Below are 15,826 nucleotides of genomic sequence, written 5' to 3'. Positions count from 1 at the left end.
CTGTAAAAGTCTTTTTACTCATTAAATTTTCCCCCCAATCCCTATTTTTCTTATTTATACAAAAATGTACCCTATAGGGAGACTTTTTTAAAGTGTCTACTCTATAGGGTACATTTTATTGTATCCTGGTCTTTTATATATTGCAATTATTTGTTAAGTTTTAATTCTTAATCGTCTTGTGACATACCAATATACATTAGTACAAATCTTACAAGTTCTAAGACAGCAACCGCTGCCGCTGCAACATATGTTAATGCAGCCGCATTAAGCACTTTCTTCGTTTCTCTTTCTTCCTCGTTTCTAATCACACCTAGTGATACCACTTGCTCCATTGCACGATTAGAGGCGTCAAATTCAACTGGTAATGTAACCACCTGAAACAAAACTGCAAATGCCATAAAGATGATACCTAATAACAGCATGTTTGCCGAAGCAAAAATAATACCTGCAAGAATAATTATCCAAGAAAAATTCGAACCGATATTTGCTACAGGAACGAGAGAATGTCTTAATCGTAAAAATGCATAATCCTGTTGGTCTTGTATCGCATGTCCAACTTCATGTGCCGCAACAGCTGTACCAGCAAGTGAATGACCATGATAGTTATCTGACGAAAGACGAACTGTTTTTGACCGTGGGTCATAATGGTCTGACAATACTCCACGTGTTTCCTCAATGTTGACATTGTGTAAGCCGTTCGCATCCAATATGCTACGAGCTACTTGAGCTCCAGACATTGCTGATGATGACGGGACTTTAGAATATTTTTTATAAGCTCCCTTCACCTTCATTTGAGCCCAAATAGGAATAATAATTAGTAGTGCAAAATAGGCGATGTACCACATGCTAACTTACTCCACTCCTCTATTTTAATAATATAATGATAATTTTAGCTGAAAAACAGATATTATGTCAATCATTTAGCTTTTTACGTGACTGTTGTTTTACCTTATCAGCTTTGTATTTTTTCCATCCAGCATATGATAATGATAATAAAATAACACTTCCAATAGAAATCATTACCCATAATAGCGACGGATCAGTATCATCATCCTTCACTGCATTAAATAATTCATATAAATCAGCTTCCATTTGATCAAGTTGTTGAATTTGTTTAGTTTTTTCTAAACTAATATGCTGATTTGATTCTAGAAAACGAATATGGCTATCTACTCTCGTTACCCACTCAGGATTAACATCGACCTTAATACTAGGTTGAATAACTTCATATTTATTTAAGAATAAATTCAACATATATTGAAATGTTTCAGTATCATCTTGCTCAATTGCACCTTTCATTTGATGAAAGTACTTCATTGTCGAATGCTCCATTTCAACCCATAACGGTTGATGCTCTGAAATGATAGCATCAATGACCAATCGGAATTGTACAACTTTTCTAATCCGTTCTTCATGAGAAAGAGCCGTCTTAGTTACAGCTTCAACAGCATTATTATGTGTAATTGTTATCACTCGTAATTCATCCATAGTATATGGTTTATCACTACTACTAAATTGTATAAATTCATTAGTAAAGTGTTCCAAGAGACTTTTTGCGTCGTCATATCTCTCACTTTTCACCATCTGTAAAGCTTCATCAGCTATTTCATCAAGTTTTTTCCAATGCTCTATTTCCGCAGCGTATTTATTACTTGGCACTACTAATAGTATTAGTACTAACAACACCATCATACGTCTATTCATACTTGTCCCTCCTCAAACTTCTATTAATAATTATGAGAAGGTGGACAAGAGTAGAACTAAAAATACGAAAAAAGCCTAGACAAGCTGTTCACATCGTTCATAGTATGAAGTCGACAACAGAGCCATAAGCTATTAAAAGGTTCCACGAAAACTATAATTGTATCCGTGTTTATTTATTAGTAGGAAATAAAACAATCAATGCGAAAACAACCTTGTAAAAAGACCAAAGTGGAGACTCTGCTCCACCTGATTAAAAAGCTGATAAACATTTGCTAGAAAACGAACAAGAATAATGCTACTTGTTATGATGATAAGATTTTATCAACGTCGTCAAAGTATTTCGCGAATAGTAAAAAATATGTTGTTACGTTATGCTCAACACAAACCTATCTTTCTTCACACAAAGAACATACGTAATGGCAATAGATGCAATACTAAGCCAAAATGTAAAGTACCCAATTTGTTGTACATATTCATTTAACACGTGATACCAAGGCAACATACCAAAAACATAATCAATAACATCATTATGTAAAGTCCACACACTAGCGATTGCTAAATGATACCATTTTATGCGGTAAAAAGGCGCAAAAAGTAACCCTTGCAACGCCATGGCACCATGTGAAAAGATTAGCATCAAACTAGCAAAATCTAATGAACCTAACTCAAAATATACTAGTATATTCATCACAACAGCCCAAATGCCATACTTAAATAAAGTGACGATAGCTAACGCTTCAATTAGACCCCAATTCTTTTTAAGTAAAAAGGCTACGAGAACAAAAACGAAAAATAATGACGCAGTAGGACTATCTGGCACAAAAATAAGGTATTTTGGAGGTGTAGCATATAATTGCCCCCTATACCAATAGTAACCATATAATGTACCTAGTGTATTAATGACTAATAAACTAAATAGTACCCATCTCTGTCCTAAAGCTTGGATGATCCATCTCATTTCACTACCCAACTTTCGACTTATAATAACTTTATTATTACCTAAAATTTAAATTATTAACTCATCTATTAAATGCACTAATTGGGCAATTTCCGGTTTACTCACTTGCCCTTCTGCACCTACCATTTGCCCTTTGTGACGAAGGTCGTCTGTTATTAAAGAAGAAAAAATGACTACTGGTAATTTTGATAATTTCTTATCCTCTTTAATGCGTCTAGTTAAATGATGACCGTCCATTTGAGGCATTTCAATGTCAGTTATCACGAGCTGTACTACCTCTGTTATTTCTTTTCCTGCGTTAATTGTCTGCTCCAAGTAAGCTAATGCTTCTTTACCATTTTCAAAAAACTCAAGGTTACTGAAGCCAGCTTCTTTTAACGTGTCTTCTAACTGTTTCCTTAATAAAGGTGAATCTTCAGCAATGACGAGCCTTTTAGATGATCTCTCTCGTTTACCTAACTTTTTCACTTTATTCACATTCACACCCGAATCTGGATTAATGTCAACAACAATCTTTTCAAAATCGAGCAACAATAACATATCACTCTTCATTTTTACAACACCAATAATTTGACTTTCTAAACCTTGGTACATATCCGAAGGCTTTTCAATTTTATCCCAAGAAATGCGATGAATCTGTGTCACTGTATGAACGTGAAATACAATTTTTTGTTGATTAAATTCAGCAACGATAAACTTATCAAGTTTTGGATTAGTCGACTTAGGGAACCCCAGTGCCTTAGCAACATCTACAACTGGAAGAACCTCCCCACGCAACTCAATAATCCCTTCTACGTTTGGGTGTACATGTGGTACTTCTGTAACCACAACTGGATTAATAATCTCTTTAACTTTTATAACATTGATACCAAATTTATTTGTACCAATACCGAATTCTACTATTTCTAATTCATTTGTACCACTTTCTAGTAATATACCATTATTTGAAGCCATATAATGATCCCCCTCTTCTACACTAACTAAATCTCTATTTTCACTTTACTATTTTTATAATAATAAATAAAGAAAAAGGTTGCCATATTTTACATACATTTTATTATTCTATCTTCCAGTAGTTAAACTATACATACTGTGGCACGTATTGTAGTAAGTTCACTGTATAGCTAGTTTCTATTAGTTTTTAGGTACAACCAACTAATCGTAATGAAAAAAAGATTATGCTAAAAACTGTCCTCTCCTTAACCTCTCTTTCATAACTAAAGCTCAATTTCAAAACATCAAACCTAGCAACTTATTAACCACATCCTTCTTATTTAGAATGAGCATGATTTTTGATAACTAAAATTATTTCATTTCACAATCCGTTTCTTATTAATACAAAAAATCCCGGTTCCTTATCATTAAGATATGACAAAGAACCAGGCGTATTTAGTCTACTACAACAAAACATTGATATTATATTAGCCATCAACTACCATTCTTTCTTCAACTTCTTTACAACTTTCACCATTGATTTGATACGCATTTTATATGGTAGTCAACTCTCTTAATTAGAAATTCGTGAAATATGACAATATAATTTAGTATTCCCATCCACCATTTTGTCAATTGGTCAGTAATGTAACAAAGAGCAAACTAAGAATCCAACTCATTATCTACTTCGTTAATGACACTTTCTACAATTTCGAATGCTGTTTCTTGTACAAACTCTTCACTCAAATTAAATGTAAAAGAATAAGCAGCCCCTTTATGATTAAACGCTACAAATAAAAATTCATTCTTATCATTCTTTTTTTCTAGATATTCAATTGTTTTTCCATTCAAAACCAGTGTTTTTCCGTTTGAAAAGGATATTCCTCCATCATCAATGTAAGTATATTCCAATACAGTTTTTCCTTCATATACTCCATATAAAAATTTGGAATTTGTTTCTTTCTCATAAGCTTGTATCATTGCGGGATCACTAAAGTCCTCTATGATTTCTCCTCTTTCTTCAGCATATACTATAGTTAATTTTTTACTATTACCTATTGGTGGCATTTGTATGATAGCAAATACCATTGGATAGTTTTCAAATTCTGGAATTACTACTCCTTCACCTAATTCATCATAAACTTGCTCACTAATATCCGGTTCACCAATCGTTTTTGATGAACAAGAAACAAGAATAAACAGTGAGATTATAAAAAATGTCATTTTATGAATTTTCATTATAACCCCTCCATATAAATCCTCTATTTGTATGAATTATATGTCGTTCCTCTGTAATTTAAGCTGCTTTCGCTTGAATTATTGTTTTTCATTCCAACATCTCTCTTCTTTCTCACGAAGTACTAACAAAGAAGTGTGTGACTTTTTAGTTCAATCAAAGACTGCTTAAATGTTCGTGGATTAACTTCCAGTCGTCATAATCATTATTTTTAACAAAGATATTTGTTGCTCGACCACTTCCCGTAACAAATTTGCCATTATAATAACCTTCATAATGATATGTATATACACAAGCGGCAGTTTTTTGATCTACTGTAATCCACTCTACATCCTTTGCTGCATATACCTCGTCTTTGATTGTATGCCACGCATTTTCAAAATAATTTTGAATTTCTACTAAATTTACACAAGACTTGTTTGTGAACCAATAAACGGCATTTTCATGAAGAATTTTTTTCACATTGTTGAAATCATGAGAATTTGTCGCTTCTATATATTTTTGTAAAGCTTGTTGATAATTCATTGTTTTCTCCTTTACATTTATTAATTCTATCCTTCTTACTACTAAATTATGGATTTTTTACTTTATAGTAATTATTACAGAACTTAAAAGCAAAAGGAAGTAATATGTAATTGTAACAGTTAATAAAGGCTCTTTTCTTCTCTATAGACTATAAAAATCATTTATGAAACAAGCAACAAAGTGTACGAAAAGAGCCAAAAAAATTACATAGTAATAACAACAAACCCCTTTTTTTGTCCGGATTCAACATACCTGTGAGCATCATCTGTCTGTTCTAAGGGAAAAGTTCTATCTATGACTGATTTTATCTTCTGCTTCTCAATAAGCTCTTTTAGGAAATGTAAATCTTCAGGCTTCTCGGTAGACAATGCACAAATTACTTTCTTACTGCTAAACACTGAAGTCCACAGCATTTCATAAAGCTGCTTTATTTTAAAGCTGGCTAATAGGTAATGACCATTTTGCTTTAGTGAGCCTTTACATTTTAAAAACGAACTCTTGCCCAATATGTCAAAAATAAGATCGTATGTTTCACCGTTTTTAGTAAAATCATCAGTTGTATAATCAATCACTTTGTCAGCCCCCAGAGCTTTTACAAATTCTACTCTCGAAGTACTACAAACACCGGTAACTTCTGCACCAAAGTATTTTGCAATTTGTACCGCTGCTGAACCTATACTACCAGACGCACCATTTATAAGTACTTTTTGTCCACTACGGACATCTACTTTTCGAAGTAAATTCAACGCCGTCATTGCCCCATAAGGGACGACTGTAGCTTCCTCGAAAGTCATATTCGTTGGTTTAGTAGCTAATATCCCTTTTTCTGCTAGACAAATATACTGTGCATAAGCACCCATATTTTGACCGAGATATCCAAAAACCTCATCTCCTAGTTTAAGAGATTTGACATCTTTTCCTACTAATTCAATTTGCCCAGCAAACTCACTTCCTAGAATATTTATCTTTGGCTTGCGAAGCCCGAAGAAAAATTTAGAAAATGCCCAGAAGAGCAGGGGCATGTTAAATTTACTAGGGGGAATTTCATTAAATTTTCGAGCCACTAAATCTCCATAATTTATAGAAGTTGCAAATACTCTAATCAATACTTCATTGTCCTTTGGTATTGGCTTCTTCACATCTTTTAATTCCAAGACATCAGGCGAACCATAATTCTCATATACTATCGCTTTAATCCTAATCTCCTCCTTTAATACGTCAAAGTGTAATAAATTTTAATGATCTTCAAATCAGTCTAGAAAAATCATCATCAGTTGCTCAATAGCAGTTGAAAAAAAGCAACACATTTGATAAAAAACGAGCCTTAAATTAACAACATTTATATCTATTATTCTCCTAATAATTAACTTTAGAATACTATCAAGGTGTTGATAAAATGAGAATGGAATTTCTAAATTCTATTTAGTGAGGTACTTAGGGAAATCATATTTTAAACAAGTTGCACAAATTTTAACTCATTTATAATCAGAGTCTTCAGCTATTGGATTGAAGCCTTTCATCATCAAATAAACAGCAAGAACCAACTCAAATATAGCTGTTGGAGTATTCATAATAAAATAAATCGGTGTTATTAATTTAATTACATCAAACATCAAGAGAAATGTTACTACTAGAGTTAAAACACAGCCAATGAAGCCCCATATTGAAAGCCATTTTGGAATAAGATTCATTCGAAATGAGCAATAATATAGTATTAAACCACCTAAACTCCACGGTAATATCATTCCAATATGATTCATCCCATCTCTATATAATCGAAGCAACTCTCCAATAGTTTTGAAATAGGATAGATCATGCTGACCTTCTATTATAAAACGTTCACTAATGAATAATAGTAACAGCAGAGAAACTATTCCAACAAATAGAAATGCTGCTCCAATAATTCTGAATCCGAAATATGCAAGAGCTATACCTTCATTATATTTCTTAATTATTGGATATAATAAAACCGCCACACAAACATATACAGTGGCCATAGTAAATTGAAAAAACACAGCGAGCATAACTTGCACTTTGCTTGATGATAATTTAATTAGGTAATCCGATTGTTCTAAAGCTGGAACCGTTGAGAATATGCCTGAAACTAATCCCAATATTAATAAAATACCGAATAATAAGGCTTTTTTTCTGTAAGAACTCATCGCACACCTCCTCATCATGTTGCTTTATTTTCTTCTTACCCCTTTCCTATTGGGTAGCATATCAGGGCTAATGGAACCTCAATAATAACTGTCCCTATAGCATGACTACTTAAATATTTGTGAGGTTGTAACTATATTACTTCAATAAATTTGAGTTCCATAGACACTTTAGTGTTGTTTTCACATATACAAGACTGTTATATCCTACAAGTCATAAAAATACACCTCCATTAAATCCCCTTATGAAAAGGGTGTTTTCACATAATTTGTTGTTTAATATTATTAATATGTACGAATACCACTAGATTTTGTGCCGCCTTTTCTTCAATAAAACGACAACTGTATCTTCTAGTTGAGGAACTATAGCAACAAATTTTATGAAGAGACCTTTTATAGATGAAGAAACCATAAATATCCTTGTACAAACATATGGACATAATTTCCTTATTAAACTCTAGGCATATGCTTTAATCGAGAGACCTTTACACCGGTGACACCTTCAACAAGCTCTAGCTTTTATAGAGAATCTGTTCTGTACTAAAATACCAAATGACATTGAATCTTATTAATAAATCAACTGGTGAACATCATTTCTAATTAGAAGTAAAGTTTGAAAATAAATTGAGGATCATTTGTGCCACATTTGTGAACATTTTCACATTTCTATAGACATAATAAATCACTCGGAATAAAATGTAGGTGAATTTAAAAATCACAACAATTGATAACATAAATTAGCATGTAAAAAGGGGAAGATTTATATGAAGGGTACAGCCATTTTATTCAAAGAGACTCGACCTGTAACAATATTAGAAGACGTTGATAAATCATTATACAATGAAATAAAAAAACAGTGTGGATGTCAACAATGTAATTGCTCAATTGACAATAAAAATGTAGAATTTGGCCAAGTGTCACCTGTTATGTGGCATGAGGAAGAAGTTGATTGGGATTATGGATATTAAGTAAAACCCTCTTTGTAAACTTTGTCACTATAGCTTTCAAATTGAAATAGCTAATTATCACCGTTTCCATGAAAATAAGTTGCTACAAACCCTAGTTATATAACATTTCTTAGTACGAAAATTCTTAAGGAAAGAAACCTTTGTTACTTATAAACAATTTTGTTATAGCTCCAGTGTCCTATAATAGGTTTACTGGAGCTTTGCTTTATGTGTATTCATTTTATGCCGGATAGCCTCCACCAGGTGGTGGCCATGCGCCAAGCAATCGACGTATTAAAATAATTTCACCTAAATGATATGTATTATGTGAAGCTATATTACGCAACGAGCTAACAGGAGTTTCAGTAGGCCAATTTTGTAACGGTTCATCAAGTCGAATCTTTCGTGCTATTTCACAAGCTTTATCTATGCCATTTAAAAAATGTTCTACAAGCTTTAGCCATTCTTCATTACTAGAAGGGGATTTATCCTGTGGCCAAGTATCCATTGCATCCTTTGGTAGATCACGGTTTCCACCTTGAAGAAATTCTAAGAAAAAATCCTGCCAATACGACATATGGCCTAGAAGTTGATAAATTGTATATGGTAAACCTTCGATGCTTTCCCCTGCAAGTTGCCCATCAATATCTGAAAGCGCTCTGTTAATTGGGATATGCCCACGCTCACCCTTCAATGATTGAATTAGAGTTTTAGCAAATTCTTCGTTAACTGTTGACAACGTAACCAACCCTTTCTTGACTTGTATTTTCACCGATCATAATACTGACAGCATACGGTACTATAATCATACAAGACTGTTTTCACATAGATTGTTGTTTATCATATTACAAAATAAACATGTATACAACTTGAACGCGGGGTATCCTTTCTTCGATAAAGCGATGACAGTTACGTAAAACAACATCTTCATCTTATAATTTTAATTTACGAATATTTGCAACAAACTTTACGAAAAGAGCTTAATACAAACACATGAAAGTTGTACACTCATATCGTTTTTCAGCTAAACAATAAATTGTACGTTTTAATCATGCACATTCGTACAGACAAAATTATAAATATGTCATAGACATATATAGAGAATGAGAAAGTGGGGTGATTTATTAATGTGTAACTACGGTGTAGCTGGCGCTGGCTATCCTGGATACGGCTACGGTCCTGGAGTAGGAGGAGCCTTTGGATCTACATTTGCGTTAATTGTTGTACTATTCATTCTGTTGATTATCGTACTTGGAGCATTTTGTTTAACATATTAGTTAATCAAGTTCCATTGAGTATTATCATACCTTTTCCTTTTCATTTCACTTTTCAACAATGAAAAATAGGGAGGTCACCACTTGATCACCTCCCTCCTTTTTATACTTTTTGACCTTCATTTAATGCCGTTTTTACTTCTCTGTATGAAAGACTGTGTGCATCAGCGACTTCTTTATACGTAATAAACCCTCCAGCAGCATTGACACCTTTTAACAGAGCTGGACAGTCCAGACATGCCATTTTATAGCCTTTACTTGCAATATTGACAGCATATGGTATCGTGACATTCGTTAAAGCGATTGTAGATGTTCTTGGTACTGCTCCAGGCATATTTCCTACAGCATAATGAACTACACCATGCGTTACATACGTTGGATCCTTATGTGTAGTTACCCTATCTGTCGTTTCAAATATACCCCCTTGATCGATTGCTACATCAACGATAACAGACCTCTCTTCCATCATCCTAACCATTTCCGACGATACAAGCTTTGGTGCCTTTGCCCCAGGTATAAGTACTGCTCCTATAACTAAATCCGAATCTAATACTGCTTGCCCAATTGTATACGGATCAGACATAAGTGTTTGAATTGAGGTTCCAAAAATGTCATCTAGCTCCCTCAGCCTATTTGGATTAACATCAATAATTGACACATTTGCCCCAAGCCCTATTGCTATTTTTGCGGCATTTGTGCCAACTACTCCACCACCTATTATCGTGACCTTTCCTCTTTTCACCCCGGGCACTCCTCCGAGTAGTACCCCTTTACCGCCTTTAGATTTTTCCAGAAACTGTGCGCCAATTTGTGTGGCCATTCTCCCTGCCACTTCACTCATCGGGGTTAATAACGGCAATGTCTTGTCTTGCATTTGGACTGTTTCATATGCTATAGCAATTACTTTTTTCTCGGCGAGTGCTTCTGTTAGCTCCCGATTTGTTGCTAAATGCAAATAAGTGAATATAATTAATCCCTCATAGAAGTAATGATACTCCTCTATTAAAGGCTCTTTAACTTTCATTACCATATCGCATTCCCAAGCTGTTTTTGCAGATTCAACAATTTCTGCACCAGCTTCAATATACAATTCATCAAAAAAACCAGATTGTAGACCAGCACCACTTTCAATAAAAACTTTATGGCCTGCTCGCGTTAAATGTAGTACGCCAGCTGGTGTAAGCGCTACTCTACTTTCACTTGTTTTAATTTCTTTTGGAATGCCAACTCTCATCTTATCACCATCCTTTCGACCATACTTTATTTATTGTGAGATCATTCAAGTTACCTTTAACAATACTTATCAAATTTAACTGTCAAGATTGAGCTGTTCTAAGCAATATTTAAACAGCCCTTATCTTAAATTTAAAATTTTCGATTTTAGAACAAAAATGTATGTATTAGAAGTATTGTTACTACTCTATATAAAAATGACACAACTATCATTCGTTTAATTAGCAGATTGCATATAATGCTTGCGTGACAACTTTAATTAATAAATTCACATCTTCATCCTTAATCGTCAAAGGTGGTGAAATTGTCAAAACATTGTTATACCCTGAAACAGTCATCCCATTCTTCCCAATGATTACACCGTGGTTTTTACAAATCTCAATTACTTTATTTACTTTGTCAATAGCTAATGGTTGTTTAGAGGCTTTATCGATAACTAATTCTATTCCGATTAGCAGTCCCTTCCCTCGTATATCTCCCACGTAGGGATGATCTTCAAGCCTCTCATCAAACTCTTGTATTATAGCTGAACCTACACTTTTTGATCGCTCAAAGAGCTGTTCCTGCTCCATAATATCAATATTTTTCATTGCAAGCGCACAAGCTGCAGGATTACCACCAAAAGTATTGACATGGCGGAAAAAATCATATTGCTCTGAACCATTAAACGATTCATAAATATTTTTCCGAACAGCTGTTGCAGCTAAAGGTAGGTAAGCACTCGTAATTCCTTTTGCCATTGTAATAATATCCGGTTTAACATCATAATTCATGTATCCAAATGGCTCCCCAGTTCGACCAAAACCGCAAATGACTTCATCTGAGATAAGGAGGGCACCATGTTTTTCACATACTTTTTTTACACCTTTCATATACCCATCTGGGGGCATTAAAATACCACCACCCGTAATGATCGGTTCCATGATTACAGCAGCAATCGTCTCGCTTAACTCCCATGTCATCACGTTATCAATAGCTTTAACAGATGCTATATCAACCGGGTCTTTTACAGTAGTGTCTTCTTCAGACCTGTAAGTATCAGGTGGGGCCACATGAATAAATCCTGATGCAAGCGGTTCATATTTATATTTCCTTTGTGCCTGACCTGTAGCAGCTAACGAACCAAAGGTATTTCCATGATAACCTCTATAACGAGATATAATTTTGTATCGATGGTGATCACCACGTTGTTGATGATATTGTCTAACAATTTTGAATGCGGTTTCATTCGCTTCGGAACCACTATTTGAAAAAAAGAAAACATAGTCATCGCCCAACAAGTTAGTGAGCTTTTCAGCTAAATGAATAGCTGGTATATGACTTTGAGTAAGTGGGACATATGGACATTCCAATAATTGGTCATATGCAGCTTCAGCAAGTTCTTTACGACCATACCCTACATTTACACACCATAGTCCAGACATTGCATCTAAATATTTATATCCGTTTATATCAGTTATCCAAGATCCTTTTGCTTGACTTATTACCATCGTCGATTTAGGGTCATATGGTTTCATGGAGTGCCAGACATAATGGTCATCCTTCATCATCATATCCTTTGCAGTAATTTCTCGTTCCATATACCTCCCGCCTTTCAATGAATTAATGGTTACAGCAAACAATCAATGCTGACATAAATCTATTTGTTATTAATAGGGAAATAGGATTGAATTTCCTTCACCATATTAGTAAATTGAGTCTGGTCTCGAAAATCTTCAGGGTGCCAATTTTCAACAATCCACCTCACTAGCTCCACTGGACTATTAAAAATTTCACCACTAGAATCCGCTTTACGAATCATATACCTCCCATTGTCTTCGTCAATTGTCACTTCACAAGGTAAGGCACTCCCTTTACAACTAAGTTCATACTCCATGTTTTATTCCTCCCTTTTTTAATTAGGCTTGAATTTTTCGTTAACGTGATGACTGTTGCATAAAACCTCTTATCGCAGTTTTAAATGCAGTGACAATAACAAAGGTACGAAAGAAGCCTTTCTATAAAATGTTCTATTACTTTATCACAGTATTTTAGAGAAACTTGTAAAAATTCGGCGTTTTATAAATCATTTCTTTCGAATGATTTCATCTTTTTTGGACAAATGCAGTCATTATTTATATACTAATCTTAATCTTTTTATATGAGACATTTTTAAATTTTGTTCGGAAGGATGTATGTTAACATGGAACACCTTATTAATTCACGTGTAAAAAATATTGAGATATCTGGCATTCGAAAATTTTTTAACTTTGTTGCAGATTTTGAAGACGTTATATCTTTAACAATCGGTCAACCTGATTTTCATACACCAAATCATATTAAAGACGCAGGTATTGAATCTATAACAAAAAACTATACTACATACACTCCTAATGCAGGTGACCTAGCATTACGAAGAGCAGCATCAGCTTTTGTATTGGAGAAATACCATTTGCAATATGATCCAGAAAATGAAGTCATTGTCACGATAGGTGCAAGTCAGGCAATAGATATCGCTTTTAGAACAATTTTAGAAGAAGGTACAGAGGTTATACTTCCTGGCCCAGTTTATCCAGGTTACGAACCAATCATAAAACTTTGTGGTGCAAAGGCTATTCATGTTGATACGACGATGAGTGATTTTAAACTGACAGCAAAATCGATCGAAGAACATATTACTGAGAAAACACGTTGTATTGTATTACCTTACCCTTCAAATCCAACTGGAGTTACCCTCACACCTGATGAGTTGGAGGAAATCGCGGCATTATTAAAAGATAAAAATATTTTTGTTCTATCAGATGAGATTTATAGTGAACTCGTGTTCATAGGAAGACATCATTCAATTGCAAGCTATTTACCAAATAAAACGATAGTCATTAACGGGCTAAGTAAATCTCACTCAATGACCGGGTGGCGAATTGGTTTTTTATTTGCACCGTCTTTCCTAGTTAAACATATATTAAAAGTCCATCAATATAACGTTTCTTGCGCATCCTCTATTTCTCAGAAAGCGGCTTATGAAGCACTCACCAACGGGAAAAATGATGCTATTCCAATGAAAGATACATATCGACAAAGATTGGAATATGTCGAAAGTCGACTAGAAAAAATTGGGCTTCCAGTTACTAAACCTACTGGTGCATTTTATATATTTCCGTCTATTAAACAGTTTCAGTTAACATCCTATGAGTTTGCAATAAAGTTAGTAAAGGAAGCAAGGGTAGCCGTCGTTCCTGGAAGTGCCTTTTCCTCTTATGGAGAAGACTATATTCGACTATCATACGCGTATTCTATGGAAACTTTAACGGAGGGTTTAAATCGTATAGAGAGTTTTGTTTTAAACTATTAAGATAGTAAACCTTTTTGCAGGCAACAGCCAAAAGAAGGAATTTATTACGTTAAAGATGAGCTAATATTGTTTTTTTTATAGATCGAATTTATATTCGTCTGTTATGTCACACATTAAATAATAATGATCAAGTACATCACTAATATTTAGAGGTGTACTTATCTTATTTAGACCTTTAAATGGTTTCATTTGCTATAACAGCAATATAGTATTACTTTTATAAGAAAGTAATACAACCTTAAGGGATAATGAGAATGACAATAAGGTATACAATAAAAGGTTGCCGAAATGCTAGGAAAGCACGATGGAACATAACACCATGGAGCAATTTGTACGACGTATTTTAGATTAGTTTCTTTATTCGAGATCGACATGTCCTTTCGATTCCCAAAGACATGACAAACTTCAGTATGCAACAATCTAGGTAAGACTTTTTATCTCTCACTAAAATTGGTGTTAAATAGATAATCAGTAACTTCAGTACCACGGAAGCTTTTTTGTGTTATATTTCCTTGGGCATCTCGCTCCTCTCCTATTTTTTCCATCGCATAGGTTGTAATAAAATAACCTTCAACTGGTAATTGATCGTCCTCTAATAATTTTATGTCTCCGTTTAATACGATGAAATGAGTACGATTTTCTATAGCATAATTGACCCGTTCTCCCGAACTTTGAATACCGTAAGAAGAAAAGTCACCCTTAGCGTGAGTTATATCTCTAATATCAAGTACATTGAGATTTTCAAAGAATTGGGAACCTTCAATAAATACATTGTAATCTAGCCATGTATCAAGTTGTCTGTGCTTTATTCGATACCTCACTTTATCAAAGTCATATCGAATAGTATAAAGATTATAGCTATTGCCACTGTGCTCGAGGAACTGCCAGCTAAACTCTGTAATTGTTCCATCTTTAACATAGTCTACTTCAAAATTCTTAAGCCTTAAATTGAGTTCCTCTAATTCTAACTTTTGCTTAATCAAATCATATTCATCTTGAAAGTTAATTGTATATACTGAACCAAGTTCATGCTCAATAAATAATGGACGGCTTTGCCATTCATTAATAGCATATGGTAAAATCCAATGGACAATGGTAAAAGTAATAACACCCAATACCGCCGCCATGCGCTTTACTTCTACATTTAAAGCTGGCCGAAAGAATAAAATATACAATATAAATCCAAGAGGAAGTGTGATTTGGTTGAAACTAAAAGCAAAGGAGCCTAATATAAAATATCCGACTACTTTTAAGGGAAAATACGATTCTACTTCACCTTTTTTCCATACTAAATACAAGGAACATACAATTAATAAAACATTGTAAACATTTGTTACCATCATTACCTCCATCTGCTATGAAAAGGAAATAGTCATTGTATAATTAAACTGAACAAAGCAATCCTCTTTGACACTCCCACCCCTAAAGGAGCAAGCTGATAGTCTTACGGCATCAGTGGGATTCTCGAGTGATTAAACCGAAGTGCATTTCTGCTATCGGAGTATGACCTCGAGATTAGGGTATG

The 15,826-nt window shown here is 34.1% G+C and carries 16 protein-coding genes; 3 read left to right on the top strand and 13 right to left on the bottom strand.

The window, feature by feature from the left end:
* Nucleotides 1–167: 167 nt before the first annotated feature.
* The 8 genes from ACSVDA_RS23680 to ACSVDA_RS23645 all read right to left on the bottom strand — a co-directional run bounded on the left by ACSVDA_RS23680 (nt 168) and on the right by ACSVDA_RS23645 (nt 7,519).
* Nucleotides 168–845 carry a zinc metallopeptidase gene (locus ACSVDA_RS23680; protein ID WP_485886717.1) on the bottom strand — a complete coding sequence of 226 codons (678 nt, stop codon included), beginning with the start codon at nt 843–845 and terminating at the stop codon, nt 168–170.
* A 67-nt stretch (nt 846–912) separates the two neighbouring features.
* Nucleotides 913–1,704: a sporulation protein YpjB gene (gene ypjB / locus ACSVDA_RS23675; protein ID WP_485886715.1), complete on the bottom strand. Its 792-nt coding sequence runs from the start codon at nt 1,702–1,704 to the stop codon at nt 913–915.
* 364 nt (nt 1,705–2,068) lie between these two features.
* Entirely contained in the window at nt 2,069–2,662 is a 594-nt protein-coding gene (gene lhaT, locus ACSVDA_RS23670) for a lipoprotein heptaprenylglyceryl N-acetyltransferase LhaT (RefSeq protein WP_485886713.1), read from the bottom strand.
* A 48-nt stretch (nt 2,663–2,710) separates the two neighbouring features.
* A complete protein-coding gene (locus tag ACSVDA_RS23665) occupies nt 2,711–3,616 on the bottom strand; it encodes a chemotaxis protein (protein ID WP_485886711.1) in 906 nt (301 codons plus the stop codon).
* A 642-nt stretch (nt 3,617–4,258) separates the two neighbouring features.
* Nucleotides 4,259–4,834: a hypothetical protein gene (locus tag ACSVDA_RS23660; RefSeq protein ID WP_485886709.1), complete on the bottom strand. Its 576-nt coding sequence runs from the start codon at nt 4,832–4,834 to the stop codon at nt 4,259–4,261.
* 154 nt (nt 4,835–4,988) lie between these two features.
* Nucleotides 4,989–5,357: a YybH family protein gene (locus tag ACSVDA_RS23655; protein ID WP_485886707.1), complete on the bottom strand. Its 369-nt coding sequence runs from the start codon at nt 5,355–5,357 to the stop codon at nt 4,989–4,991.
* 203 nt (nt 5,358–5,560) lie between these two features.
* Complete coding sequence (locus ACSVDA_RS23650; RefSeq protein WP_485886719.1) at nt 5,561–6,553, bottom strand: NAD(P)-dependent alcohol dehydrogenase; 993 nt, start codon at nt 6,551–6,553, stop codon at nt 5,561–5,563.
* A gap of 279 nt (nt 6,554–6,832) precedes the next feature.
* Nucleotides 6,833–7,519 (bottom strand): DUF4386 domain-containing protein, encoded by a 687-nt coding sequence (locus ACSVDA_RS23645; RefSeq protein WP_485886705.1) that lies wholly within the window; start codon nt 7,517–7,519, stop codon nt 6,833–6,835.
* Between the two features lie 761 nt (nt 7,520–8,280).
* Between ACSVDA_RS23645 and ACSVDA_RS23640 the strand changes: the two genes are divergently transcribed.
* Nucleotides 8,281–8,484, top strand: coding sequence for a hypothetical protein (locus ACSVDA_RS23640; protein ID WP_485886703.1), 204 nt, complete (start codon nt 8,281–8,283; stop codon nt 8,482–8,484).
* Nucleotides 8,485–8,704: 220 nt separating this feature from the next.
* Here the strand turns inward: ACSVDA_RS23640 and ACSVDA_RS23635 are convergent, their stop codons facing one another.
* The gene (locus tag ACSVDA_RS23635; RefSeq protein WP_485886702.1) at nt 8,705–9,202 is read right to left on the bottom strand and encodes a DinB family protein; all 498 of its coding nucleotides are present in this window, start codon (nt 9,200–9,202) and stop codon (nt 8,705–8,707) included.
* 388 nt (nt 9,203–9,590) lie between these two features.
* On the opposite strand from ACSVDA_RS23635, the gene ACSVDA_RS23630 reads away from it, so the two are divergent.
* Nucleotides 9,591–9,740, top strand: a complete 150-nt coding sequence (locus ACSVDA_RS23630) for a YjcZ family sporulation protein (protein ID WP_214481282.1) — start codon at nt 9,591–9,593, stop codon at nt 9,738–9,740.
* Between the two features lie 100 nt (nt 9,741–9,840).
* Here the strand turns inward: ACSVDA_RS23630 and ald are convergent, their stop codons facing one another.
* The 3 genes from ald to ACSVDA_RS23615 form a co-directional block, all read right to left on the bottom strand.
* A complete protein-coding gene (gene ald, locus ACSVDA_RS23625) occupies nt 9,841–10,971 on the bottom strand; it encodes an alanine dehydrogenase (RefSeq protein ID WP_485886700.1) in 1,131 nt (376 codons plus the stop codon).
* Between the two features lie 220 nt (nt 10,972–11,191).
* The gene (locus ACSVDA_RS23620; RefSeq protein WP_485886698.1) at nt 11,192–12,550 is read right to left on the bottom strand and encodes an aminotransferase; all 1,359 of its coding nucleotides are present in this window, start codon (nt 12,548–12,550) and stop codon (nt 11,192–11,194) included.
* A gap of 59 nt (nt 12,551–12,609) precedes the next feature.
* Nucleotides 12,610–12,846, bottom strand: coding sequence for a hypothetical protein (locus tag ACSVDA_RS23615; RefSeq protein WP_214481285.1), 237 nt, complete (start codon nt 12,844–12,846; stop codon nt 12,610–12,612).
* A gap of 306 nt (nt 12,847–13,152) precedes the next feature.
* Here ACSVDA_RS23615 and ACSVDA_RS23610 point away from each other — a divergent pair, with 306 nt between their 5' ends.
* Entirely contained in the window at nt 13,153–14,301 is a 1,149-nt protein-coding gene (locus ACSVDA_RS23610; protein WP_485886697.1) for an aminotransferase A, read from the top strand.
* A 434-nt stretch (nt 14,302–14,735) separates the two neighbouring features.
* On the opposite strand, the gene ACSVDA_RS23605 is transcribed toward ACSVDA_RS23610, so the two are convergent.
* The gene (locus ACSVDA_RS23605; protein ID WP_485886695.1) at nt 14,736–15,641 is read right to left on the bottom strand and encodes a hypothetical protein; all 906 of its coding nucleotides are present in this window, start codon (nt 15,639–15,641) and stop codon (nt 14,736–14,738) included.
* Nucleotides 15,642–15,826 lie beyond the last annotated feature (185 nt).

The organism is Cytobacillus sp. Hm23 (assembly GCF_051842895.1).
Taxonomy (GTDB): domain Bacteria; phylum Bacillota; class Bacilli; order Bacillales; family SM2101; genus Nanhaiella.
This window is presented reverse-complemented; position numbering and strand designations above follow the sequence as displayed.

Excerpts from the sequence above, each read along its gene's own strand:
- ACSVDA_RS23615 (WP_214481285.1), bottom strand. The coding sequence starts at position 12,846 with ATGGAGTATGAACTTAGTTGTAAAGGGAGTGCCTTACCTTGTGAAGTG.
- lhaT (WP_485886713.1), bottom strand. The coding sequence starts at position 2,662 with ATGAGATGGATCATCCAAGCTTTAGGACAGAGATGGGTACTATTTAGT.
- ACSVDA_RS23665 (WP_485886711.1), bottom strand. The coding sequence starts at position 3,616 with ATGGCTTCAAATAATGGTATATTACTAGAAAGTGGTACAAATGAATTA.
- ald (WP_485886700.1), bottom strand. The coding sequence starts at position 10,971 with ATGAGAGTTGGCATTCCAAAAGAAATTAAAACAAGTGAAAGTAGAGTA.
- ACSVDA_RS23660 (WP_485886709.1), bottom strand. The coding sequence starts at position 4,834 with ATGAAAATTCATAAAATGACATTTTTTATAATCTCACTGTTTATTCTT.
- ACSVDA_RS23620 (WP_485886698.1), bottom strand. The coding sequence starts at position 12,550 with ATGGAACGAGAAATTACTGCAAAGGATATGATGATGAAGGATGACCAT.
- ACSVDA_RS23645 (WP_485886705.1), bottom strand. The coding sequence starts at position 7,519 with ATGAGTTCTTACAGAAAAAAAGCCTTATTATTCGGTATTTTATTAATA.
- ypjB (WP_485886715.1), bottom strand. The coding sequence starts at position 1,704 with ATGAATAGACGTATGATGGTGTTGTTAGTACTAATACTATTAGTAGTG.
- ACSVDA_RS23655 (WP_485886707.1), bottom strand. The coding sequence starts at position 5,357 with ATGAATTATCAACAAGCTTTACAAAAATATATAGAAGCGACAAATTCT.
- ACSVDA_RS23610 (WP_485886697.1), top strand. The coding sequence starts at position 13,153 with ATGGAACACCTTATTAATTCACGTGTAAAAAATATTGAGATATCTGGC.
- ACSVDA_RS23605 (WP_485886695.1), bottom strand. The coding sequence starts at position 15,641 with ATGGTAACAAATGTTTACAATGTTTTATTAATTGTATGTTCCTTGTAT.
- ACSVDA_RS23640 (WP_485886703.1), top strand. The coding sequence starts at position 8,281 with ATGAAGGGTACAGCCATTTTATTCAAAGAGACTCGACCTGTAACAATA.
- ACSVDA_RS23680 (WP_485886717.1), bottom strand. The coding sequence starts at position 845 with ATGTGGTACATCGCCTATTTTGCACTACTAATTATTATTCCTATTTGG.
- ACSVDA_RS23630 (WP_214481282.1), top strand. The coding sequence starts at position 9,591 with ATGTGTAACTACGGTGTAGCTGGCGCTGGCTATCCTGGATACGGCTAC.